General features: G+C 45.5%; 22 protein-coding genes. 1 reads left to right on the top strand and 21 read right to left on the bottom strand.

Annotated elements, in window-relative coordinates; all coding sequences use genetic code 11:
• Window positions 1–73: 73 nt before the first annotated feature.
• The 16 genes from mfd to metG form a co-directional block, all read right to left on the bottom strand.
• Window positions 74–3,616 (bottom strand): transcription-repair coupling factor, encoded by a 3,543-nt coding sequence (gene mfd, locus ACFQU8_RS04920; protein WP_382358082.1) that lies wholly within the window; start codon window positions 3,614–3,616, stop codon window positions 74–76.
• Between the two features lie 128 nt (window positions 3,617–3,744).
• A complete protein-coding gene (locus ACFQU8_RS04915; RefSeq protein WP_382358081.1) occupies window positions 3,745–3,975 on the bottom strand; it encodes an anti-sigma-F factor Fin in 231 nt (76 codons plus the stop codon).
• A 112-nt stretch (window positions 3,976–4,087) separates the two neighbouring features.
• On the bottom strand, window positions 4,088–4,648 hold the full coding sequence (gene pth, locus ACFQU8_RS04910; protein WP_382358080.1) for an aminoacyl-tRNA hydrolase: 561 nt from the start codon (window positions 4,646–4,648) through the stop codon (window positions 4,088–4,090).
• Window positions 4,649–4,725: 77 nt separating this feature from the next.
• Entirely contained in the window at window positions 4,726–5,358 is a 633-nt protein-coding gene (locus ACFQU8_RS04905) for a 50S ribosomal protein L25/general stress protein Ctc (protein ID WP_382358079.1), read from the bottom strand.
• A 116-nt stretch (window positions 5,359–5,474) separates the two neighbouring features.
• On the bottom strand, window positions 5,475–6,434 hold the full coding sequence (locus ACFQU8_RS04900) for a ribose-phosphate diphosphokinase (RefSeq protein ID WP_382358078.1): 960 nt from the start codon (window positions 6,432–6,434) through the stop codon (window positions 5,475–5,477).
• 15 nt (window positions 6,435–6,449) lie between these two features.
• The gene (glmU, locus tag ACFQU8_RS04895; RefSeq protein WP_382358077.1) at window positions 6,450–7,829 is read right to left on the bottom strand and encodes a bifunctional UDP-N-acetylglucosamine diphosphorylase/glucosamine-1-phosphate N-acetyltransferase GlmU; all 1,380 of its coding nucleotides are present in this window, start codon (window positions 7,827–7,829) and stop codon (window positions 6,450–6,452) included.
• A 219-nt stretch (window positions 7,830–8,048) separates the two neighbouring features.
• Window positions 8,049–8,339: a septation regulator SpoVG gene (spoVG, locus tag ACFQU8_RS04890; protein ID WP_382358076.1), complete on the bottom strand. Its 291-nt coding sequence runs from the start codon at window positions 8,337–8,339 to the stop codon at window positions 8,049–8,051.
• A gap of 246 nt (window positions 8,340–8,585) precedes the next feature.
• On the bottom strand, window positions 8,586–9,395 hold the full coding sequence (purR, locus tag ACFQU8_RS04885; RefSeq protein WP_382358075.1) for a pur operon repressor: 810 nt from the start codon (window positions 9,393–9,395) through the stop codon (window positions 8,586–8,588).
• A gap of 196 nt (window positions 9,396–9,591) precedes the next feature.
• Window positions 9,592–9,759, bottom strand: coding sequence for a small, acid-soluble spore protein, alpha/beta type (locus ACFQU8_RS04880; RefSeq protein WP_382358074.1), 168 nt, complete (start codon window positions 9,757–9,759; stop codon window positions 9,592–9,594).
• Window positions 9,760–9,949: 190 nt separating this feature from the next.
• Complete coding sequence (veg, locus tag ACFQU8_RS04875; protein ID WP_382358073.1) at window positions 9,950–10,219, bottom strand: biofilm formation stimulator Veg; 270 nt, start codon at window positions 10,217–10,219, stop codon at window positions 9,950–9,952.
• A gap of 225 nt (window positions 10,220–10,444) precedes the next feature.
• Window positions 10,445–11,317: a sporulation peptidase YabG gene (gene yabG / locus ACFQU8_RS04870; RefSeq protein WP_382358072.1), complete on the bottom strand. Its 873-nt coding sequence runs from the start codon at window positions 11,315–11,317 to the stop codon at window positions 10,445–10,447.
• A gap of 116 nt (window positions 11,318–11,433) precedes the next feature.
• Entirely contained in the window at window positions 11,434–12,318 is an 885-nt protein-coding gene (rsmA, locus tag ACFQU8_RS04865) for a 16S rRNA (adenine(1518)-N(6)/adenine(1519)-N(6))-dimethyltransferase RsmA (RefSeq protein ID WP_382358071.1), read from the bottom strand.
• Complete coding sequence (gene rnmV, locus ACFQU8_RS04860; RefSeq protein ID WP_382358070.1) at window positions 12,308–12,877, bottom strand: ribonuclease M5; 570 nt, start codon at window positions 12,875–12,877, stop codon at window positions 12,308–12,310. The genes rsmA and rnmV overlap by 11 nt, the downstream gene beginning before the upstream one ends.
• 67 nt (window positions 12,878–12,944) lie before the next feature.
• Complete coding sequence (locus ACFQU8_RS04855; RefSeq protein WP_382358068.1) at window positions 12,945–14,165, bottom strand: ubiquitin-like domain-containing protein; 1,221 nt, start codon at window positions 14,163–14,165, stop codon at window positions 12,945–12,947.
• Between the two features lie 276 nt (window positions 14,166–14,441).
• Window positions 14,442–15,218 (bottom strand): TatD family hydrolase, encoded by a 777-nt coding sequence (locus ACFQU8_RS04850; RefSeq protein WP_382358067.1) that lies wholly within the window; start codon window positions 15,216–15,218, stop codon window positions 14,442–14,444.
• Between the two features lie 104 nt (window positions 15,219–15,322).
• The gene (gene metG, locus ACFQU8_RS04845) at window positions 15,323–17,284 is read right to left on the bottom strand and encodes a methionine--tRNA ligase (RefSeq protein ID WP_382358066.1); all 1,962 of its coding nucleotides are present in this window, start codon (window positions 17,282–17,284) and stop codon (window positions 15,323–15,325) included.
• Between the two features lie 282 nt (window positions 17,285–17,566).
• On the opposite strand from metG, the gene ACFQU8_RS04840 reads away from it, so the two are divergent.
• Window positions 17,567–17,845: an AbrB/MazE/SpoVT family DNA-binding domain-containing protein gene (locus ACFQU8_RS04840; RefSeq protein ID WP_382358065.1), complete on the top strand. Its 279-nt coding sequence runs from the start codon at window positions 17,567–17,569 to the stop codon at window positions 17,843–17,845.
• A 99-nt stretch (window positions 17,846–17,944) separates the two neighbouring features.
• On the opposite strand, the gene rsmI is transcribed toward ACFQU8_RS04840, so the two are convergent.
• The 5 genes from rsmI to ACFQU8_RS04815 form a co-directional block, all read right to left on the bottom strand.
• Window positions 17,945–18,823 carry a 16S rRNA (cytidine(1402)-2'-O)-methyltransferase gene (gene rsmI / locus ACFQU8_RS04835; protein WP_382358064.1) on the bottom strand — a complete coding sequence of 293 codons (879 nt, stop codon included), beginning with the start codon at window positions 18,821–18,823 and terminating at the stop codon, window positions 17,945–17,947.
• Window positions 18,801–19,094 (bottom strand): GIY-YIG nuclease family protein, encoded by a 294-nt coding sequence (locus ACFQU8_RS04830; RefSeq protein WP_382358063.1) that lies wholly within the window; start codon window positions 19,092–19,094, stop codon window positions 18,801–18,803. The genes rsmI and ACFQU8_RS04830 overlap by 23 nt, the downstream gene beginning before the upstream one ends.
• Window positions 19,081–19,827, bottom strand: coding sequence for a tRNA1(Val) (adenine(37)-N6)-methyltransferase (locus ACFQU8_RS04825; protein ID WP_382358062.1), 747 nt, complete (start codon window positions 19,825–19,827; stop codon window positions 19,081–19,083). Before ACFQU8_RS04825 ends, ACFQU8_RS04830 begins: the two co-directional genes overlap by 14 nt.
• A gap of 64 nt (window positions 19,828–19,891) precedes the next feature.
• The gene (gene yabA, locus ACFQU8_RS04820) at window positions 19,892–20,233 is read right to left on the bottom strand and encodes a DNA replication initiation control protein YabA (RefSeq protein WP_382358061.1); all 342 of its coding nucleotides are present in this window, start codon (window positions 20,231–20,233) and stop codon (window positions 19,892–19,894) included.
• A 13-nt stretch (window positions 20,234–20,246) separates the two neighbouring features.
• Window positions 20,247–21,074, bottom strand: a complete 828-nt coding sequence (locus tag ACFQU8_RS04815; protein ID WP_382358060.1) for a PSP1 domain-containing protein — start codon at window positions 21,072–21,074, stop codon at window positions 20,247–20,249.

Genomic DNA, 21,074 nt, shown 5'->3' with positions numbered 1-21,074 from the left:
GTATGAATCATCCCCGCTCGACTATACATCTCTCTAACACCAGAATTCAAAAACAACGCACTGAAGCGACATGTCAAGAACCAGTGTTGCTTTCCTGCCGGTTAACCTCAGATAACTGACTGATGAAATTTTCCAGAACGTCATACCGCTGCTGCTCAGTATCCCGTGTCCATTTATACAGTACTTTCAGTTTGCTTCCTTCTGTCCCCAGCTGCAAACCGCGGCCAAACTGATTCGCCAATTCAAACAGCTTAGACCCATCAACTTCCTGACTGCGGTTTTCACTTATAAGCATTTCCAATTTGCCAGGTCTTTCAGTAATAGACTCAACCCGCTGCTCTTTTGCCTGCCGTTTAAGTGATGTTACTGTGAATAAATTAGCAATTTCTTCAGGATAATCACCAAAACGATCGATCAGCTCATCCTGCAGGTCCCCGATATCATCCGCCGACGAGACAGCCTGGAATTGTTTATAAATATCAATTTTTTGTTTTTCATCAGAAATATAAGATTCTGGAATATAGGCATCCAGCGTTAATGCTAACTCCGGTTCAAACGTTTCGATTTCATCAAGCTTTTTGCCGGTTTTACGAGCTTCAATGGCTTCCTTAAGCATCTGTGAATACATATCAAATCCAACCGAATCGATAAATCCGTGCTGATTGGCGCCAAGAAGATCACCTGCACCGCGGATGGACAAATCACGCATAGCAATTTTAAAACCAGAGCCAAGTTCTGTGAATTCTTTGATTGCTTCCAGCCGTTTCTCAGCCACTTCACTAAGAACTTTATCCTGCTGGTAAGTGAAATACGTGTAAGCAACCCGGTTGGAGCGGCCCACCCGTCCTCTCAGCTGATAAAGCTGACTGAGACCCATGCGGTCTGAGTTATTAACGATTAGCGTGTTGACATTTGGCATATCAACACCTGTTTCAATGATTGTTGTACTGACCAGTACATCATACTCACCTTCCAGAAAAGCGACAATGATATTCTCCAGTTCCGTTTCATTCATCTGGCCATGAGCCACAGCGATCCGGGCATCATCAACCAGCATTCCTAAATCTCTGGCAACCTTATCAATATCATCCACGCGGTTATGAAGGTAAAACACCTGGCCGCCGCGAGCCATTTCACGCTCAACCGCTTCACGCACAAAAATCGGGTTGTACTCCATGACATACGTCTGGATGGGAAAACGATTTTCCGGAGGCGTTTCAATCACTGACAGATCACGGACTTCAAGCATTGACATATGCAATGTGCGCGGAATCGGGGTTGCCGTCAGTGTCAGGACATCGATATTGGATTGCAGCTGCTTGATCTTTTCCTTATGTTTAACACCAAATCGCTGTTCTTCATCCACGACGAGTAAGCCCAGGTCGCGGTAGGTGACATCCTTGGACAGTAAGCGATGGGTGCCAATCACAATATCAATCGTACCCTTACGAACACCCTCAATTGTTTCCTGCTGTTCCTTTTTGGAACGAAAACGGCTTAGCATGCCAATCGTGACAGGCTGATCCTGGAATCGCTGACGGAGTGTTTCATAATGCTGCTGAGCCAAAATCGTTGTCGGGACCAGAAAAGCAACTTGCTTGCCGTCTACAATAGCTTTGAAGGCAGCCCGTATAGCCACTTCGGTTTTCCCGTAACCGACATCACCGCACAAGAGACGGTCCATCGGGCGTTCCTTTTCCATGTCCGTTTTAATTTCGGTTATACACCGCAGCTGATCGTCCGTTTCCTCATAAGGAAAGGCTGCTTCGAATTCCTGCTGCAATTCCGTATCCTCACTAAAGGCATATCCTTTTCGTGCCTCGCGTTCAGCGTATAGTTCAATGAGATCATCCGCAATGTCCTCCACATTGGATTGGACTTTTCGTTTAACTTTATTCCACTCACTGCCGCCCAGTTTATACAGCTTAGGCTCTTTGCCCTCAGAAGCGACATATTTCTGCACCAGATTAATCTGGTCGATCGGAACATATAATTTGTCATCACCCGAGTATTTAAGCAGCATAAAGTCGTTATGCTGGCCATTCATCTCCAGCGTTTCAATCCCTAAGTATTTACCAATACCGTGGTGTGCATGAACAACAAAGTCGCCCACTTTAAGCTCTTGATAGCTTTTGATCCGTTCAGCATTCGAGATATTCTGTTTTTTACGCGGGCGTTTGGTTTTTTGTGTTTTAAACAGTTCATTTTCTGTAATCAAAACCAGTTTATGCATTGGAAATTCGATGCCATTGGTGATATTGCCAGTCGTAATTGTTGGACGTGTCACAGGGAGCTGCAAGTCTCTTGTGACGTTTGCTTCAATCCCATAGTCCAGGAAAATCGATTGAATTTTTTCTGCCCGCTCGGCATCTGGTGCCAGAACGACAACTGAAAAATCACCTTTTTCCCAGCGCTGCAGTTCATTTTTAAACAAGTTCATCTGACCATGAAATGCCTGCATTGTTCGTGTCGATAAATCAACAATGTTTTGCGGCTGGGTGCCACTTATATGACGCAAAAAAACCGACATATAAATACGCTGGCGGTCAAGACCTTTCCAGACTGTATCCCAGTCATAGGAAAAATGACTGTCCCGCACCATTTTATTGGATTCCAGTAAGGTGCTGTACCATTCCGCTTCCTCTTTATCAAGATTGGTGGCCGTCTCCTGAATCCGGCTCATTTCATCCAGGATAATCAGACCATTTGACGGCAAATAGTCTAACAAACTAGCTGGCTTATCATAGAAGAAGCCAATATACTGATACATCTCCTGGAAGGATTCTAAATTTTTAAACCGCTCAACTGCATAGTCAATTGTCTCAGAAAGTGTTTCTTTGGCTTCGTCTGAAGACAGCTTTTTCAATGATGCCGCCAATGCCGTCTCAAGACGCTGAGCTGTTTGCAGTCTGTCTTCTTTTGTCAACAGCATTTCCGTTGCCGGCCCAATCGTGATGGCTGTCTTTTTTTCCAGTGAACGCTGGCTGTCCGGATCGAATGAGCGTATGGAATCGATTTCATCATCAAACAATTCAATACGCAGAGGATGCTGCTCTGTTAAAGGATAAATATCGATAATCCCGCCACGCCGGCTGAACTCACCGGGTGATGTCACCATCGATGCACGTTCATACCCCATATCTACCAACGACTGCAGATAAGCATCTACATCAATTTCTTCCCCTGTCGAAAAAGGCAGCTGGTATTGATACCAATAGTCGGGCGGTGGCAGTATGCGTTTCAAAGCAGCCACAGGAGCTATTAAAATGCCCGATCGCGTCTCTGACCATTCTGTCAGCGCCTCAATTCGGCGGGCCTTCAATTCCGGACTGGCTACAGCAATTTCAGACGCAATCAGTTCATTAACCGGATATAAGTGCACTTGGTCCTCACCTATAAAGTCTGACAGGTCATCATACAGCTGTTGAGCCTGATCGAGCTGATTTGTCACCAGCAATACGGGTCTCTCGAGTGATGCGTTGACAGTCGAAGCAAAAAGACTTCTGGCCGACCCTGAGAGACCTGCTATCAGCTGCTCCTGCATGCCCTTGGAGATCCCATCAATGACAGATGCTATATCTTCCTTAGACTTTAAAAAATTCTGAATACCGTCCATTTTTTCCCACCTGTTTACGTGCAAAAATGCCTTGGTTTTTCATCAATAGAACGCGTTTAAGATAGTTAATCGTCCTATCCCTGAACCACTTTTAGGGATAACCAAAGCTTTTGACTTAATATATGATATTACTGTATAAAATAGTCCAATTCGTGATAATGCGGATGACGGCTGAGTGATGCTTCACAATGCTCACATATAACTGTTATCCGCATACTGCCATCTGCTTCATAGCTAAGCATATCACGTTTTTCCTCTGATGATAATTGATCGAGCCCGAGCATCGTATCATCCGTCATTTGCTCGTCAACTCGCCCAATCTCCCGGCTGCAATGCCGGCACTCATAAATAATTGCCATAACAATCCTCCTCGCATAAACAATCGGTATCCCCAAGTTTATCCGAAAAACGTATAATTATACCGTATGCAGCTATGCAAGAAGGCGTGTTACTGAACCAATTATCATTCAGTTAGCTGTTATACGCATTCATAACTTCGGCAAACGGCTGCCGCAGCCACATTTCACACGCATCAGCACTTGTTTGGATGCTTGACTGGACATCGCTCTTTTCCTCACTGGCGAAAGACTGCAAAACATAATCCACCACTGACATGGCTTTATCTGGTTTGCTGATTCCGAACCGCAGTCGTTTAAATTCTTTCGTGCCTAAGTGATCAATGACTGAGCGGATGCCATTATGACCCCCGTGTCCGCCTGTATGGCGCAAACGGATTTTGCCTGTGGGCAGATCAAGATCATCGTAGATTACCAGCAAATCTTCTGGGGTTAATTTATAAAAGTCCATTAACGGCCGTACTGATTCCCCCGAAGCATTCATGTATGTTTGCGGCTTAAGCAGAATAACTTTTTCGCCATCATGCGTTTCCACGGTGGACACACCTTCGAATTTATCTTTTTTTAACGTCCACTGGTGACGTTCAGCCAGCTCATCAATCACCATGAATCCTGTATTATGACGCGTTTTATCAAATTTTTTGCCTGGATTGCCAAGGCCTGCGATACACTTCATGTGACAACTTCCTTTAAGCCATATTTGAATGTAGCGGAACCCTCCTATTAGCTGACCAGGAGGGTTCCGCCTTTAAGTTATTCGTTGTTGTTATCATCTGATGCATCAACCAGTTCAGGTTCTGCATTCTCATCCGTTGCCTCGTCTGTATCCTCGATGGTATCCGGCGGAATAACGGTTGCGATAGCTGTATCTTCTTCATCATTGATTTCATAGCTGGCTGAGTGAGGCAGATCACTGACTGACAGTGTATCACCAATGTTCAGCTCAGAAACATCAACGGTGACCGTGTCCGGAATATCAGCTGGCTTAGCCCGTACCTGGACTTCATATAACGGCTGCTGGAGAACACCGCCTTCTTTTTCACCTGCTGGTTCGCCATCAAGCGTAATCCCTACGGACACATCCATCGCCTCGTCCATATTAACAATATAGAAGTCCGCATGCGTCATCTCATCTCTCAGCGGATCTGTCTGATACTGATGCAGCATGACATCAACCGGCTGTTCGTTCTCAACAGCAAGGGAAATAATCGCATTCCGGCCTTCATCACGAATCGTTTTAACCAATTCGACATTGTTGACCGTAATGGCCTTCGACTCCTTATTTTTACCATAAACAACAGATGGAACGTCACCATTTGCTCTAATCTGTTTTGTTACGGATGTTTTTAGGTTGTCGCGTTTCTCTGCTTTTAATGCTACTGCCATTTCCATCACCCTCCATTAGTCAAGACCCGGATTCTGCCGGGTCTCCTATGGCAAATTTTATTCTATAACGTTTCTATTAAAACATAATTGATGCTTTTACACAAAATCACTGGCCATTAGGTATTGTCAAACAAAGTACTGACTGATTTCAACTCATGGACACGTGTAACCGCCTCGGCAATGAGCGGTGCTACTGATAATTCAGTGATCTTTTCACTCTGCTGGCTTTCTGAAAGCGGAATTGAGTTCGTTACGACTAATTCCTTAATTTTGGAATCGTCAATACGTTCAATGGCCGGTCCCGATAAAACCGGATGTGTACAGCAGGCGTAAACGGCGTTTGCTCCATTTTCCACCAAAGCATCCGCAGCAAGTGTGATTGTACCTGCTGTATCTATAATATCATCAATCAGGATGGCTGTCTTCCCTTCAATATCACCGACAATATTCATCACTTCCGCAACATTTGGACGCGGACGGCGTTTATCAATGATCCCGATCGGCGCCTTAAGATAATCCGCCATCATCCTGGCCCGTGTTACACCACCATGATCCGGAGACACAACGATGATGTCGTCAAAGTCTTTCTTTTCAAAGTAGTTGGCTAAAATAGGCACACCCTGCAAGTGATCAATTGGCATATTAAAGAAGCCTTGAATCTGCGGTGCATGCAAATCAAGTGTGATGACACGGTCGGCGCCGGCAGTTTCCAAAAGATCTGCTACAAGCTTTGATGTAATGGGCTCTCTGGAACGCGCTTTTCGGTCCTGCCTGGCATAGCCATAATAGGGCATCACAATATTAATAGTTCTTGCTGACGCACGTTTCAGAGCATCAATCATAATCAGCAGCTCCATAATATGTGTATTAATGGGTGCCGATGTCGATTGCACAACATAGACATCATAGCCGCGAACACTTTCATCAATACTAATTTTGATTTCACCATCACTGAACGACGTCACTGTGCATTTGCTCAGTGTTGTCCCCATATGATCAGCGATATCTTCGGCCAACTCCGGATTCGAATTTAACGATAACACTTTCAGCGTCGGAAATTTTTTGCCATCTGGCATGAGATTAACCCCCCGTTAGTCTTCTTCCTGATTTTTGGCTCGTGATGCATACCCTTCTTTAGTCGTCTGCCGCTCTCTGGCAATCGCCAGTGAATTCTCAGGCACTTTATCTGTAATGGTTGAGCCTGCCGCCACATAAGAACCTTTCCCGACAGTTATCGGTGCAACTAAATTCGTATTGCAGCCAATAAATGCATCGTCTTCAATCGTCGTCAGATGTTTCTCTTTCCCATCGTAATTAACTGTAACCGTTCCGGATCCCAGATTAACACGTCTGCCTACATCAGCATCGCCAATATAACTTAAGTGAGGCAGCTTAGTCTGATTGCCTACATTTGATCTTTTCACTTCAACAAAGTTTCCTACTTTGACGTCGTCGCCAATCGATGCCTCTGGCCGGATATGGGCATATGGACCGATTTGCACCCGGTCGCCAATATGACTGTCTTCTGCCACACTCTGTCTGACAAGGCTGTCTGCACCGATAAAGCAGTCATCGATTTCTGTATACGGACCGATTTCCGTATTCTGGCTGATGGTTGTCTCACCTTTAATGCTCGAACCGGGCTGAATCAGCACGTCCGGCTCGATGACAGCACCCGGTTCAATGTATGTATGATCCGGATCAATCAGCGTTACGCCGTTTCGCATATGGTATTCATTGATGCGCTTTTTAAAAGCTTTTTCAGCACGTGCCAGAGCAACACGATCATTAATGCCCATTGTTTCGTCAAAGTCAGCTGTCTGATACGCGCTGACCCTGTCACCCTGGTTTTGCAGAATTTCAACAACATCAGGCAAGTAATACTCACCCTGAGCATTATCATTTGATACACGATGCAGGGCTTCAAAGAGTGCTTTATTATCAAAACAGTAGGTGCCTGTGTTAATCTCGCTGACTTGTAATTCCGCATCAGAGGCATCCTTATGTTCAACAATCCGTGCAACTTCTCCGTCACTGTTACGGATAATCCGGCCATAACCTGCCGGATCGGGAGCCCCAGCCGTTAAAACGGTTGCCTTGGCACCTTTAGCTTCATGATGCGCAAAAAGTGCCTCATAGGTCTCACTGGTGATCAAAGGTGTATCGCCGCACACAACAATGGTTGTGCCCTCTTGGCTGTTTAATAGATCCTCGGCCTGAAGCACAGCATGTCCTGTGCCCAATTGTTCCTCCTGTAAAACAGTCTGGCTGTCTTCGCCAATAAGTTCAGTTACCTTTGCTGCGCCATGGCCAACGACTGTTATCATTTGTTCAGGATTCACCGGTTTTAACTGATCGATGACATGCTGTACCATCGGACGGCCGCAAACCGGATGGAGTACCTTATATAAATTCGACTTCATTCGAGTCCCCTGTCCGGCAGCAAGAATCACCGCAAAACGATTCGCCATGTGGAGTCCTCCATTCTATTATCCAATTATGAATATATCTCAAAAATACGCTAATTTCAACAGATTTAGCGTTGTAAGAAGAAGGAAAATCGTATGTAAGACTGAGGGCACGCATCTCCGGGGATAAAATCAGTACTTAAAGATGCCACTGAAGCAGCTGGTTTGAAACTAAAAAGAGAAGGCTAACCTGTGGCAAGATTAGACCTTCTGCAAAATATATCAGGATGCACCCGCTTCTTCGTAATTGGTTTCAGCTTCACCAGCACGGTGATACTCACCTAATACGGCATCCTGAATCTTACCACGGGTAGCCGAATTGATCGGATGGGCAATGTCCCTGAATTCGCCATCTGGGGTCCGTTTAGATGGCATTGCCACAAACAAGCCATGATTGCCGTCAATCACTCTGATATCATGAACCACAAATTCCTCGTCCATTGTAATTGAAGCAATTGCACACATTCTCCCCTCTGTATTTACACGGCGTAATCTCACGTCAGTTACTTCCATGATGTTTCACCACCCTTCCTTTGTCCTACTGGCATAATTCAACACATATATAAGAATTCCTGCCTATACAGTGAAAAAATTTAGAAAATAATACCTGATTTCGAAGCGCCGGGCAAAATCAGATCAAACAGGAAGGAGGACAAAGTTAAAAGACGCAGATTCACCGGAGGGAAGATTGCTGCGGGAACCAAGGCATGCGGGCGCGACGGGCACCAAGGGCTCCACAGCCGTTCGCGGAAGGCAACGTCAGTTATAATGACCAGGACGGACATCAATCGTCCTCTGCTTCAAATCAACGTTGCTGATTTTTATAAGTGACGTGTAGTGCTGCACGACACGCTCCTCCTCTTCATCATCCGCCTCAGCCAGCACACCAATAGCCTGGACGTTGGCATTAAACTCACCAATCAGGCTGATCATGCCATTAATAGTGCCCCCTGCTTTCATAAAGTCATCAATGATACAGACATTGGCATCAGCATGCAGGCTTCGTTTAGGAAGCACCATTGTCTGAATTTTTCGCGGAGAACCTGACACATAATTAATACTTACAGAAGATCCTTCCGTCACTTTTGCATCACGTCTTACGATCACAACTGGGACATTCAGGACGGCTGCAACAGCATAAGCCAGTGGGATACCCTTGGTTGCAACAGTCATGACAACGTCAATTTCCCGGTCAGAAAATGCAGAAGCTAAAATATGACCGATCTGGTTAACCATCTTCGGATCGCCTAAAATATCGCTCATGTATAAATAACCGCCAGGTAGAAGGCGTGCAGGATCAGCCAAGGTTTTACAAAGGTCAGCAATAAACCGGCCGCCTCTTTCCTGGGCCATGCTAGGCTGAAAACTGACACCGCCCGAAGCGCCGGGAAGCGTCTGCAGCCACCCGGCCCCTTCTTGCCGTATGACGCGATCAATAATTGTCAGATCTTCACTGATCGATGACTTTGCCGCATCGTATTGATCACTAAAATAAGGCAAAGATGTATGTTCTTTAGGATTTTCCAGAAAATAACGCGTCATTGATACAAGCCGCTCACTTCGTTTCATAGACCACCTCTACTATAACCGAATATTTTAACTAAATATACCACTATTGTACGTGCTTCATCAAGTTATCTGAGATGGTCAAGTGACTGTGCCATATGAAAGTGCCAAAATCTTTTTGCCAGTTGCAGGGTAACCTTTAGGAGAAAGTCAGTCACCCAATATAAAGGGCAAACCCATTAAAGGGTTTGCCCAATCATTACTTCATGTTTTGCTCGGCCATTTCAATTGCCCGTTTCACCATATTACCGGCATCCCTAGCGCGAATGCCTCCCCAGCCTTCCTGCTGTATGGTGTCGTAAATGCCTAACTCTTTAGCGACTTCTTCTTTCAGTTTATCCGACATGACGCTTTTACTTCGTGCCATGAAAGAAACGTCCCCTTTCTTAAGAGTGCCTTACGACAACATTAGTTTATGGGAAATGGCAAAAGAAACACCCGACAGTTGTTGACAAAACAGGAAATACTTAAGACTAATAAATGAGACAGGCTATCTGCAAGCGATGTTCCACACGTCGCTCAGGACCCTGGACAAAGGAAAAAGCAGCAATCACCATTTACTGCTCCGCCATGAGTGCGTGACCTAGCTGATCATCTGGAAAATTTAATTCCACCGTCTCGGTTAGAATGTCGGCATAGCTATATGAAACACGTTCGAATGCATTCTCGTCCTGATCCAGTTCAACAATAAAAACAGACGGGTATATCTCAGCCAATGTGCCGCAGCGTTCAATCGTTCTTCGTCTGCCGCCGTTCGCCTTAAGGCGCAATCGCTGACCAACATGCGATTCAAGACCTTGCTTTATTTCGATCAATGTTTTAGCCACTATACTCCACCTCACTTGTTAATAATGATAACACAGGCTTGTATAATAGTCAAGTAAAACTTGTCATTATAACAGCGCTGCCTTATTTATGTCAATAAGCAAAATTGGCATCCTGTGGTTATTATGGCAAAAACTTAAAAAACTATGTACAACCTTATTAAAAGGTCTGAAATCCGGAGGTGAAACCAGCATACGAGCGTTCCAATCCTCCGTTTCAGATACCTGTTAGTCATCGGCACCATCTGACGGTGTATACGGCATCCCTATCCGCATCAGGCCTTTTGTTTCGACACCGCCCATTCCTTCTTCACCTGTTAATGTATTCTGCAGAACATCCCAGACGCTAACCTTCTCCATAAAAGGGGTATAGGCCATTTTCGCCGCTATATAAACTGGATCCAGTGCATGGATATTAACCCTTGATGGTGAACTTGCAAAGTTTGCACCGGCCTGAATAAGCGACTCAAAGTGAGACTGGCAGGCACCTGCAAAGATAACCACATCATCCAGCCGCGGATGTTTTTGTCTGATGACATCAACGGCTTCCGCGAAATACTGGGTGTTATGGTAAGCCCCCAAGTCACTTTTGGCGCCTTTTTTCTGGGAAAAAGCATCATGTCCCGTAATAACAACGATATGCGGCTTAACACTGTCTGTCAGTGCCTCAACTTCCTGCGGCATATCTTTTTCCTGCACATAAGCACCGTGTACATTTAGCCCCAGGCGCTGGTATAATTCAGTACACTTTCGCATATAAGTCCGGTCTCCATCAATATGCAAAACAGTTGTCGGCAGCTGAAAAAAACCTGCCGTATGGTCATAGCCATGTCCCGATTGATAATCACGTTTTTCCTTCATCAGCTGGTAATCCTGACGGAACAGATGATAAGAATATGCCTCTTGCTTTTTTTCCTGCTTTTTACGTTTCGCCACTTCACTTGCATTGGCACGAACCAGATCACCCAGTGGAGCATCAGCGGCCAGACGAATGTCCTCACCATGCAATATAGCCAATTCTCCAGAAATGGCTGCAATACGGAACAATAAATCATGATGATAGGATGCGCGTGTTACGTGTTCACCAATTGCAAAACTCATAACGCCACCTCACAGCTTCTTCCGGATAAATTTAGATCACTACCTACAGGCTATGAGGTGTAAGCAGGTCCTGTGCCATTATCAAAAAGATCAGCTGCCCTTTAGAAGACAGCTGATCATCTCATCTTTTCAATTAAACGATAGAAAGTGTTTGAAAGAACGGCAAATTCGGCCATTGTCAACGTCTCACCACGCCTTGTTTCATCAATACCAGACGCCTCTAAAGTCTCCACAACCTGGAGCTTGTCAGTCGTATTAAAGTGCCGGATAAGATTATTCCGCAATGTCTTGCGTCTCTGGGCAAAGCACGCGCGTACAATGGTGAAAAAGTACGCCTCATTATCTACCTCGACTGGCGCCTGTTCCCGTCTGGTGAGTTTCAGCACACTTGACCCAACATTAGGCGGCGGCATAAATACATTTTTGGGAACGTTCATGACAACTGAGGCCTCAGTATAATACTGAACGGCAATTGACAATGACCCGTAGCTCTTCTGATTCGGTTCAGCAGCCATCCGGTCCGCTACTTCCTTCTGGATCATGACTGTCAGGCTGGTCACTGGCAATTGATCACGCAATAAGCGCATCAGGATAGGAGTCGTTATATAATATGGAAGGTTACTGACAACATGAACAGGCTGATCAGATGCAAAATATGTTTCGATCATGCGAGCTGCATCCGCTTCTAAAATATCCTCTTGTAGAATGCGTACATTCGAATAAGAGGCAAGCGTCTCATCCAGAATCGGATACAAACGCTGGTCGATTTCATAGGCGACCACTTTGTCAGCATGGATGGCGAGCTGCTCCGTTAACGCACCGATGCCAGGGCCAATTTCAATCACCCCTGCTCGTTTGTCTATACCAGCCTTCCGGATAATATTATTTAAAATGTTGACATCAACAATAAAGTTCTGCCCTAAACTCTTTTTAAAGGCAAATCCATGTGTTTCAAGAATCTCTTTCGTGCGTGTCGGCGTTGCAATCCATTTATCCGTCATAATCTTCCTCCTGCATCACCTGCTGCATGGCTTTGTCAAATTGCTCTTGGGAAATTCGAAACATCGTCAGTCGCTTCAACAGCTGTTTGCCATTCGTATGACCAATTTTCAAAATCTCACCAAGATGATCACGACGGCGGCTTGCCTTAGAACTGCCAATCAAACCGGCGCTCACCAAGTCTTCCCGGGTGATGTCGGCATATTCTTCTGCAGCTAATGAGTAAACACTTTGGAGTGCGTCGCGAATGGCCTCAGCTGATGCATGTTCAATTCCCAGGCTCGTTTGACCTGAACGCCTGTCACGGGCTGCTTCACGTGGCAGGAAGGCATGCTTGCACCCCGGAACAGCCACGCTGATGATATGCCGGATTCGCTTGCCGGGAAAATCCGGATCCGTTAATATGATGACGCCGCGTTTAGCCTGTGCGTGCCTGATCTGTTTTATGACAGCGTCACCAACGGCCGAGCCATTTGTTTCAATTGTATCCGCATCCACAGCCTCACGAACCCTGGCTGTATCATCGCGGCCTTCGACAACCACCACTTCTTGAATTCTCACGCTGATTCCTCTTCTCTTATACAAATATTCCTGCCATTAATCTATGGCAGGAATATTATATCATATCTTAATCAAGAACTTTGACTGTTACCGTCTGCCGTCCGAAACTGCTTGCTTTGCTTTGGGAAGTGAAATGCAAGTCAATCCGGTTTCCTTGAATATTACCCCCGGTATCACCGGCAACCGCATTGCCATAGCCTTCAACCCAAACGCGCGATCCTAAAGGAATCACATTTGGATCTACGGAAACCACATGAGGGTTTTCGTGCAAATTGATGCCTGTTGCTGTAAGGCCTTTGCCATCACAACCAAGACAGTCAACTGTATAAGCCGTTGCATTCATTTGCAGTTCTTTTTTACTGCTGCTGGCAGCTTCCTGATTATTAGAACTGCTCTCAGCAGATAGTTTGGTCACATTTGTGTCTTTTTCTTTCGTGCCATGAGCAACAATCTTGTTCTCACTTTTCTGCTTAACTTCTTTGTTCATTAGCTGCCGGTCAACAGCTTCACCGTTCTCTGTTGTTACTTCATATGTTTTCGCGACCGTCCCTTCCTGGCCTTCACTAACAATCTTGGTCTTTCCTTTTTCCAGACTGTCATCGTCACGTTTTTCCGTGTCATAAGCAATCGATTCATCGACTGTTTCTTTGGATTTTTCAACGCGTGTTATTTTAATATCATCGCCTTTTTCAATCGTCGCATCCAAAGACGGGCTGACCTGATCCAGATCATCCACCTCAATATCATTGTCAGTCAGTAATTCCTCGACGCTCTGCTGTGTGGTTGGATGAATATTTCTCTTTTCGCCGGCATCCTCAACCGTTACATCAAATGCCTTATCAATTGAATAGTCCATCCCATCGGTAATCGCAGCTGCAGCTGGCTCCGATGCCTCGTCATATTTACCAACCGTCAGATCATGATTATCAAGAAATTCGTTGATGGTATCAGCTGTTGTATAATAGGTATCTTTATCATTATTAATCGCTACTGTAAGCTTATTGGCTTCATCATATTTAATTGTCATGCCATCCTCAACTGGTGCATCTATTGTATGTGAAAGATCGTCGTGTTTTGAATACGTAATGCCTTCTTCATCCAGCAAATCCTGGACTGTATCCGCATTTGTTTTAACTGTTTGTTCATCGCCATTATCAGCGACGGTGACTTCTGCTTTCGTTGTTTCTGCTATCATGAATCCGCAAAAAATCATAAGTGCTAATAATCCAGCTCCTGAAAGAATCCAGTGCCGGGTTTTACTGGGCAATAATTTTGAAAAAACCTTCATGCTTATTGCCTCCTTTCTCATCCGCTTACTTGATTATATTAATGGCCCCTTGCCTTTACAACGCCTTTTCATTTACGGTTCCCTAACAATAAGATTACAGAGCGTAATATTTAGCTACTGTGAAACGTCTAAAATCTGTTTTGGCAGTATTCATGCCTGTAATAAAACATCTGCAGACAAAAGAGGACCGCTCCGGAAAACCCCACAAAAAAAGACCCGTCCTAAGACAGGTCTCTTCATAATAGGTGCAAGATGTCATTCTCATAATTAAGTGCGTTACGTTTTTGGGGTGATATTAAAAAACGTAAAGGCGTTAGCTGTTGTCATATGGCTCAATTCTTCAAACGACTGACCGCGCAGTTCAGCAACTTTTTCTGCAACCAATTTAACATAAGCCGGTTCGTTGCGTTTTCCTCTGTTCGGATGTGGTGCGAGAAAAGGAGCGTCCGTTTCCACCAGGAGCCGGTCTGAAGGCACCGCGGCCGCTGCATCCTTAGGCAGGGTTGCATTTTTAAAGGTTACCGGTCCGCCAATTGATATGTAAAAGTCCATATCAAGAAACGACTGCATATACGCTGCTGAGGTATTGTAGCAATGCATAATACCGCCGATATCGCTTGCCTTTTCCTCCTGCAGCAAGTCTCTGATATCCTCAGTAGCCTCCCGGTTATGAATAATAATTGGCATGTTGACCCTCTTAGCAAGGGCTATCTGCCTGCGAAAGACATCTTTCTGAATCTCTTTTGGTGATTTGTCCCAATGATAATCCAGTCCCATTTCCCCGATAGCAACCACTTTCGGGTGTGACGAAAGTTCCTCAATCCAGTTAAGGTCGTCATCAGTCATATCCACCGCATCAACCGGGTGCCAGCCCACAGCGGCATAAATGGTGTCATACCGTTCAGCAATTTCAATCGCCAGCGGAATCGTCTGCCGGTCAAAACCGACAACGACCATGTATTCGACACCTGCATCAAATGCCCGCTGAATAGTTTCTTCCCGGTCCTCAGCGAATTCATCCGCATTCAAATGAACATGTGTATCCACTAACATAGTCTCACTTCCTTATATAAAGTTTTTCCAGCATCTTTTGGAGAAGCATGGCTCAGAGGAAAGAGAACAGACATGATGAACTGCCCCCTTTGCTCAGCCAGAATTTATTTAACCACCGAGCCATTCGGAAGTGATTGATCAACCGATGTCAGAACAAGCTCACCGCTGTCTGTTTCGCCACAGAGAATCATGCCTTCCGACAGCTCGCCACGCAATTTAACAGGTTTCAGATTCGTGACACAGATAACTTTTTGACCGACAAGCTCATCAGGGCTGTAATACTCGGCAATGCCGGAGACGACTTGCCGTTTGTCGGTTCCTGCATCCACCTGCAGCCGCAGCAATTTATCGGTATCTTTGACAGGCTCTGCTTTCAGCACCTCTGCGACACGCAGATCCAGCTTCATAAAGTCATCGATTGTGACCTCACTTTTTTGTTCCGGCACGCTGGAAGCTGGTTTTTCGGTCGTTTTAGCCGGCTTTTGCATCATCGCTTTGATCGCCTGTACCTCTTTATCAACATTAAGCCGTGGGAAAATCGGCTGATCTTTATGCACCTCAGTGCCGGCTGGGATGACACCATCCTGATAAAGGCTGTCCCATGATTGTAAGGCATCATCAGCATGAATTCCCAGCTGCTGGAAAATTTCTTCAGGTGCCTCAGTCAGGAACGGCTGCAGCATAATCGCTATTTTGCGCAGTGAATCAGCAAGATGAGCCATCACATTGCCCAGACGTTCCCGTTTGGTCTCGTCTTTCGCCAACACCCATGGCTCGGTTTCATCAATATATTTATTGGTACGGCTGATCAGCTGCCACAGCGACGACAGGGCAACCGAGAACTGCAGATTATCCATTGCCTCTTCCACTTTTTGAACGGTATCCCGCTGCATTTTTTCCAGAGATTGTTCCGTTTCCGTCTCAGCTGCCTGATAAGCTGGGAGTTTAGCGTCAAAGTACTTGCTGATCATCACAATGGTGCGGTTTAACAAGTTACCGAGATCATTGGCAAGATCATAGTTCATGCGCTCAACGAATCCCTCCGGTGTAAACACACCATCTGACCCAAAAGGCACTTCGCGCAAGAGATAATAACGCACCGCATCCAGTCCGTAAATGTCAATCAGCTGAACAGGATCAACGACATTGCCCTTGGATTTGGACATTTTGCCGTCTTTCATAAGAATCCAGCCGTGGGAGAAGACCTGTTTTGGCAATGGCAAATCCAGCGCCATCAGCATAATGGGCCAATAGATCGTATGGAAGCGAACAATTTCCTTGCTCATCAGATGCACATCGGCCGGCCAGAACTTCTTATATAACTGGTCGTCTTCGGTCCCATAGCCAAGAGCGGTAATATAGTTGCTCAAAGCATCAATCCAAACATAGATAACGTGTTTCGGATCACCAGGCACCTTAATTCCCCAGTCAAAAGTCGTGCGGGAAACTGCCAGATCCTCCAGTCCTGGTTTGATAAAGTTGTTCAGCATTTCATTTTTCCGGGCTTCCGGCTGGATAAACTGCGGATTCTGTTCATAAAACTCGAGCAGTTGATCAACATACTTGCTCATTTTGAAGAAATAGGATTCCTCTTTTACTTTCTCAACAGGGTCACCACAATCCGGACAGTGGCCATCGTCTAGCTGGCGTTCTGTAAAAAATGATTCACACGATGTACAATACCAGCCTTCATACTCATCCAGATAAATATCACCCTGCTGGACGAGCTGGTCAAATATTTTAGCTACCACTTCTTTATGCCGGTCCTCTGTCGTCCGGATAAAGTCATCATGTGTAATCTTTAACTTTTCCCAGAGATTTTGAATACCACTGGCCATCTCATCAACATATTGCTGTGGCTCCTTGCCCTGTTCATGGGCCTTTCGCTGTATCTTCTGGCCATGTTCGTCAGTGCCGGTCAAATACATCACATCATAGCCCCGCAAACGCTTATAACGGGCCATGGCATCGCCAGCAACCGTCGAATAGGCATGGCCAATATGTAAATTGCCGCTCGGATAATAAATAGGTGTGGTAATATAAAATGTTTTCTTTTCCTCGGGCATTGCACACTACCTCCTTCAGATGGTTTCTATTTTAGCTTTTTTTAAGTGCATTTGCCAATAACTCTGTGTCTCCTTGACCACCGTTATTCGAATCATGCCTGAATAGTATCATTTTATCAAACAGCCGGTCCTTTGTTTAGTTACAACAATTTTCACATAACTACAGCATTATAATTGACGGTTACATGACGTGCTGGTAGTATACTCCATAAGTTGAGCCAGAATGGGCCTATTTATCATGACGGCTGTATGCCTAAAGCCGGCTGGAGAGGAGAATGGCATATGAAACAGACCGGAATCACACGGAAAATTGATGGACTTGGACGTGTCGTGCTTCCTGTTGAATTACGACGCACACTGGATATTAACAACAGTGATGAGCTGGATATTTACACGGACGACAATAAGATTGTGCTGAAAAAACAGACACTCGATATGACGTGTCAAGTAACCGGCCACAAATCTGATGATAATTTGGTGTTAGCAAATGGCAGCATTGTGCTGAGTCCTGAAGGGGCAGAACAATTAATGACAGAAATTCAGGCACGCTTAAACCAATAACACACGTCACTCGATCTTAATTAATGTTACGCAGCGGCTAATGCTTCATTTCCGGAAGCGGCAGCCGTTTTTTATACCAGAGTGTTTGTATACGTCCCGTTATTGATCAATATGGAATGCCTGATAAACATCCCGCTTCGCCATTTTCCGGTCAAGAGCCGCGCGTTTAATAGCTTCCTTGCTGGTATACCCAGTCTCATCGATATAATAACGAACATGTTCCACAACCGAAAGATGACTCCACCAGAGGTCACTTCCCTGTTCCGAATCGCCAGCGTTCCCTTCAATAACCAGGCAAAATTCACCCTTCATAGCAGTCTCATCAGCCCAGTCCAGAAGTTCAGCAGCCGTCCCGCGCGTATATTCCTCAAATTTCTTCGTCAGTTCACGGGCAATGGCGATCGGCCGGTTGCCAAGTGTGGCCTTGATCATCGTTAATGTGTCCTTTATCCGGTAAGGCGATTCATACAGCAATAATGTCGCTGACAATGGCTTCAGGCGCTCCAGTTCTGCTTCCTTTTCCTTTTTCTTGCGCGGTAAAAATCCGTAAAACAAAAATTCATCACTCGAAAGTCCGGAACCGACGAGGGCACATAATGCTGCATTTGCCCCTGGCAGTGCAACAGCTGGATAGTCAGCAGCTATAGCCGCGGTCATAAGCTCATAGCCCGGATCTGAAATAACCGGCATTCCTGCATCGCTGACAACAGCAATCGATTCTCCCTTTTCCAAGCGGCTCAGCAGCTCCCGGCCGCGGTTCTCCTTATTATGTTCGTGATAGCTGACAAGGGGTGTTGGGATATCAAAATGCTGCAGCAGTTTCTGTGTATTCCGGGTATCTTCAGCAGCAATCACAGAAACCGTCTCAAGTGTTTTTAATGCGCGAAAAGTAATATCCTCCAGATTGCCGATTGGCGTCGGTACAGCGTAAACTGTGCCGACTTCCTCGTCACTGCTAAAGCTCCTCTGAATTTTCATAGTACATCACTTCTTTCAGCTTGTCCCGGATTAACTGCGCCTTCCCTTTGCGGGTAAGCTGCTTAATCCCGTATTCCCGCTTCATCGCTTCTTCTTTAGTTGGATATTTCTCGACAAAGACAACCTGAAACGGGCCGCGTCCGCGTGTATATTTGGCTCCTTCCCCGTTCTCATGCATCTGCACCCGGTTTTCTAAATCTGTCGTATAGCCAGTATAAAACGTGTTATCAGCACACTTTAAAATATAAACGATATGCTCATGGTTTTCCATAAATGATCGCCTCAGCTTCCGTTGTATAGGTATCGTCTTCATTGTAAATATATAAAGGCGGCAACATGGTCAAATCAGCTTTGCCGTCTCTGATGCCTTCAATCAGCAGCATGTTGGCATCCCGTCCGCGCTTGGGATAAACCAGCTGCAGGCGTTTCGGCTCAATTTTATATTGCCGGAATAATGTTATGATATCCACCAGCCTGCCCGGACGGTGAACCATGGCGACCTTGCCTCCGGGTCTTACATGAAGTTTGCTGGCTTTTACAACATCCTCCAGCGTACTGTATACTTCATGTCTGGCGATGGTCAGATAATCATTCTGGTTGCGTTCAGCTTTTGCCTCCGTTGGAAAATACGGCGGATTGCACGTGACCACGTCAAATGCACTGTGCCCCATACTGTCTTTCATGTCCTTCAGATCCCCGTGCATGATGGTAAGCTGCTCTTCCAGTGAATTCAGCTGAATACTTCGCTTGGCCATGTCTGCGAGCCGCTCCTGAATCTCGATCCCCGTAATTGAAGCATAAGTGCGCCTTGATAATAATAAGGGAACTGCTCCGTTGCCCGTGCACAAGTCGAGGATGGCTCCTTTTTTTATCGGTACATATGCGAAACGCGCCAGCAGCACAGCATCAAGGGAAAAAGCAAATACATTCGGACTCTGAATAATCGACATATCCTGCTCAGCCAATAAATAATCCACACGTTCGTCTTCATAGATGGTTACCATTTTTCCCGTCCATTCCTGTTATGATAGAAAAGCTGTCTCCCAAAAAGAGACAGCTCTTGCGGTGTTACTTCGTTTTACTTAAGAATTGCAAGCAGAACAGACAATCCTCATCTTGTCTCGGCGTGCCAAAATGCACATTGCAAATATGAAACCCTTCTTCGTAGAGCCTTGCCAGATTATCATAACCCTCGCCGGGTATATGAGAATCTTTTACGACTTCGTCTTCCTGAAAATCGTCATCGGCCTGCTCCAGTCGGCCCCGCAAATGATGATTTTCCATCTCCAGACGGTGCTTTTCTTCCAAAAGTCGGCTCAGTTTGCCTTTTAGATCACCAAGCTGTTCATACAGCTCACCAATTTGGGTTTCCATGTCGGACACCTGATCAAAAATTTGTCGTTTTGACACGCTTCTCACCCCACTATTCTGTGGCTTGCGCTGTTATAATGCCTTCCTCAATCATTTCATCCAATGTATATTCAATCTCGCGTTCTTCTTCAAGCAACTTAATATGGATCACACGGTCCAGTATGTTTAAGCCAGTGACTCTTCCTTCACCATATGGTGTACGCACATCTTCACCTATATCCGGCAATTCCCGTTTAGCGGTTTCATAGTCGTCATTTTCATATTTTAAGCAGCACATAAGACGGCCGCACAAACCGGAAATTTTAGCGGGATTCAGAGACAGATTCTGATCCTTGGCCATCTTAATGGAAACCGGTTCGAAGTCTGCCAGAAAAGTTGAACAGCAGAGCAGCCGGCCACAAGGACCAATGCCGCCAAGTCTTTTTGCTTCATCACGCACACCGATCTGCCGCAGTTCGATCCGTGTTTTAAAGGTTGCCGCCAGATCCTTCACCAGGTTGCGAAAATCAATCCGCCCTTCTGCTGTGAAGTAAAAAATAATCTTTTGACGATCAAATGTATAATCAGCATCTACAAGCTTCATATCAAGATCGTGATCTCTAACCTTTTGAGGGGAAATTTTCAGCGCCCTGTCAGCCAGCTCATTATTTTCAGCCACTGTCATTTTATCTTCTTCGCTGGCTTTGCGAATCACTCTGTTAAGCGGCAGAACAACATCATCTTCCTCAACCATTCTGTTCGTTATAACCACTTTGCCGAATTCAACTCCGCGAGCTGTTTCAACAATAACGTAATCATTCTCCTCAAGCGGATAGCTGTCCGGGTCAAAATAATAGATTTTGCCCACCTGCTTAAAACGGACACCTGCCACCTCAATCAT

The sequence above is a fragment of the Lentibacillus kimchii genome (assembly GCF_042666895.1).
In the GTDB taxonomy this organism is placed as follows: domain Bacteria; phylum Bacillota; class Bacilli; order Bacillales; family Amphibacillaceae; genus Lentibacillus; species Lentibacillus kimchii.
Note: the sequence above shows the minus strand (reverse complement) of the source record. Positions and strands in the feature narration are given on the sequence as shown.

Coding starts and splice junctions, on each gene's coding strand:
- mfd (WP_382358082.1), bottom strand. CDS start 3,616: ATGGACGGTATTCAGAATTTTTTAAAGTCTAAGGAAGATATAGCATCT.
- ACFQU8_RS04915 (WP_382358081.1), bottom strand. CDS start 3,975: ATGGCAATTATTTATGAGTGCCGGCATTGCAGCCGGGAGATTGGGCGA.
- pth (WP_382358080.1), bottom strand. CDS start 4,648: ATGAAGTGTATCGCAGGCCTTGGCAATCCAGGCAAAAAATTTGATAAA.
- ACFQU8_RS04905 (WP_382358079.1), bottom strand. CDS start 5,358: ATGGCAGTAGCATTAAAAGCAGAGAAACGCGACAACCTAAAAACATCC.
- ACFQU8_RS04900 (WP_382358078.1), bottom strand. CDS start 6,434: ATGCCAGATGGCAAAAAATTTCCGACGCTGAAAGTGTTATCGTTAAAT.
- glmU (WP_382358077.1), bottom strand. CDS start 7,829: ATGGCGAATCGTTTTGCGGTGATTCTTGCTGCCGGACAGGGGACTCGA.
- spoVG (WP_382358076.1), bottom strand. CDS start 8,339: ATGGAAGTAACTGACGTGAGATTACGCCGTGTAAATACAGAGGGGAGA.
- purR (WP_382358075.1), bottom strand. CDS start 9,395: ATGAAACGAAGTGAGCGGCTTGTATCAATGACGCGTTATTTTCTGGAA.
- ACFQU8_RS04880 (WP_382358074.1), bottom strand. CDS start 9,759: ATGGCACGAAGTAAAAGCGTCATGTCGGATAAACTGAAAGAAGAAGTC.
- yabG (WP_382358072.1), bottom strand. CDS start 11,317: ATGAGTTTTGCAATTGGTGAACACGTAACACGCGCATCCTATCATCAT.
- rsmA (WP_382358071.1), bottom strand. CDS start 12,318: ATGACGGATAAATGGATTGCAACGCCGACACGCACGAAAGAGATTCTT.
- ACFQU8_RS04855 (WP_382358068.1), bottom strand. CDS start 14,165: ATGAAGGTTTTTTCAAAATTATTGCCCAGTAAAACCCGGCACTGGATT.
- ACFQU8_RS04850 (WP_382358067.1), bottom strand. CDS start 15,218: ATGTTAGTGGATACACATGTTCATTTGAATGCGGATGAATTCGCTGAG.
- metG (WP_382358066.1), bottom strand. CDS start 17,284: ATGCCCGAGGAAAAGAAAACATTTTATATTACCACACCTATTTATTAT.
- ACFQU8_RS04840 (WP_382358065.1), top strand. CDS start 17,567: ATGAAACAGACCGGAATCACACGGAAAATTGATGGACTTGGACGTGTC.
- rsmI (WP_382358064.1), bottom strand. CDS start 18,823: ATGAAAATTCAGAGGAGCTTTAGCAGTGACGAGGAAGTCGGCACAGTT.
- ACFQU8_RS04830 (WP_382358063.1), bottom strand. CDS start 19,094: ATGGAAAACCATGAGCATATCGTTTATATTTTAAAGTGTGCTGATAAC.
- ACFQU8_RS04825 (WP_382358062.1), bottom strand. CDS start 19,827: ATGGTAACCATCTATGAAGACGAACGTGTGGATTATTTATTGGCTGAG.
- ACFQU8_RS04815 (WP_382358060.1), bottom strand. CDS start 21,074: ATGATTGAGGTGGCAGGTGTCCGTTTTAAGCAGGTGGGCAAAATCTAT.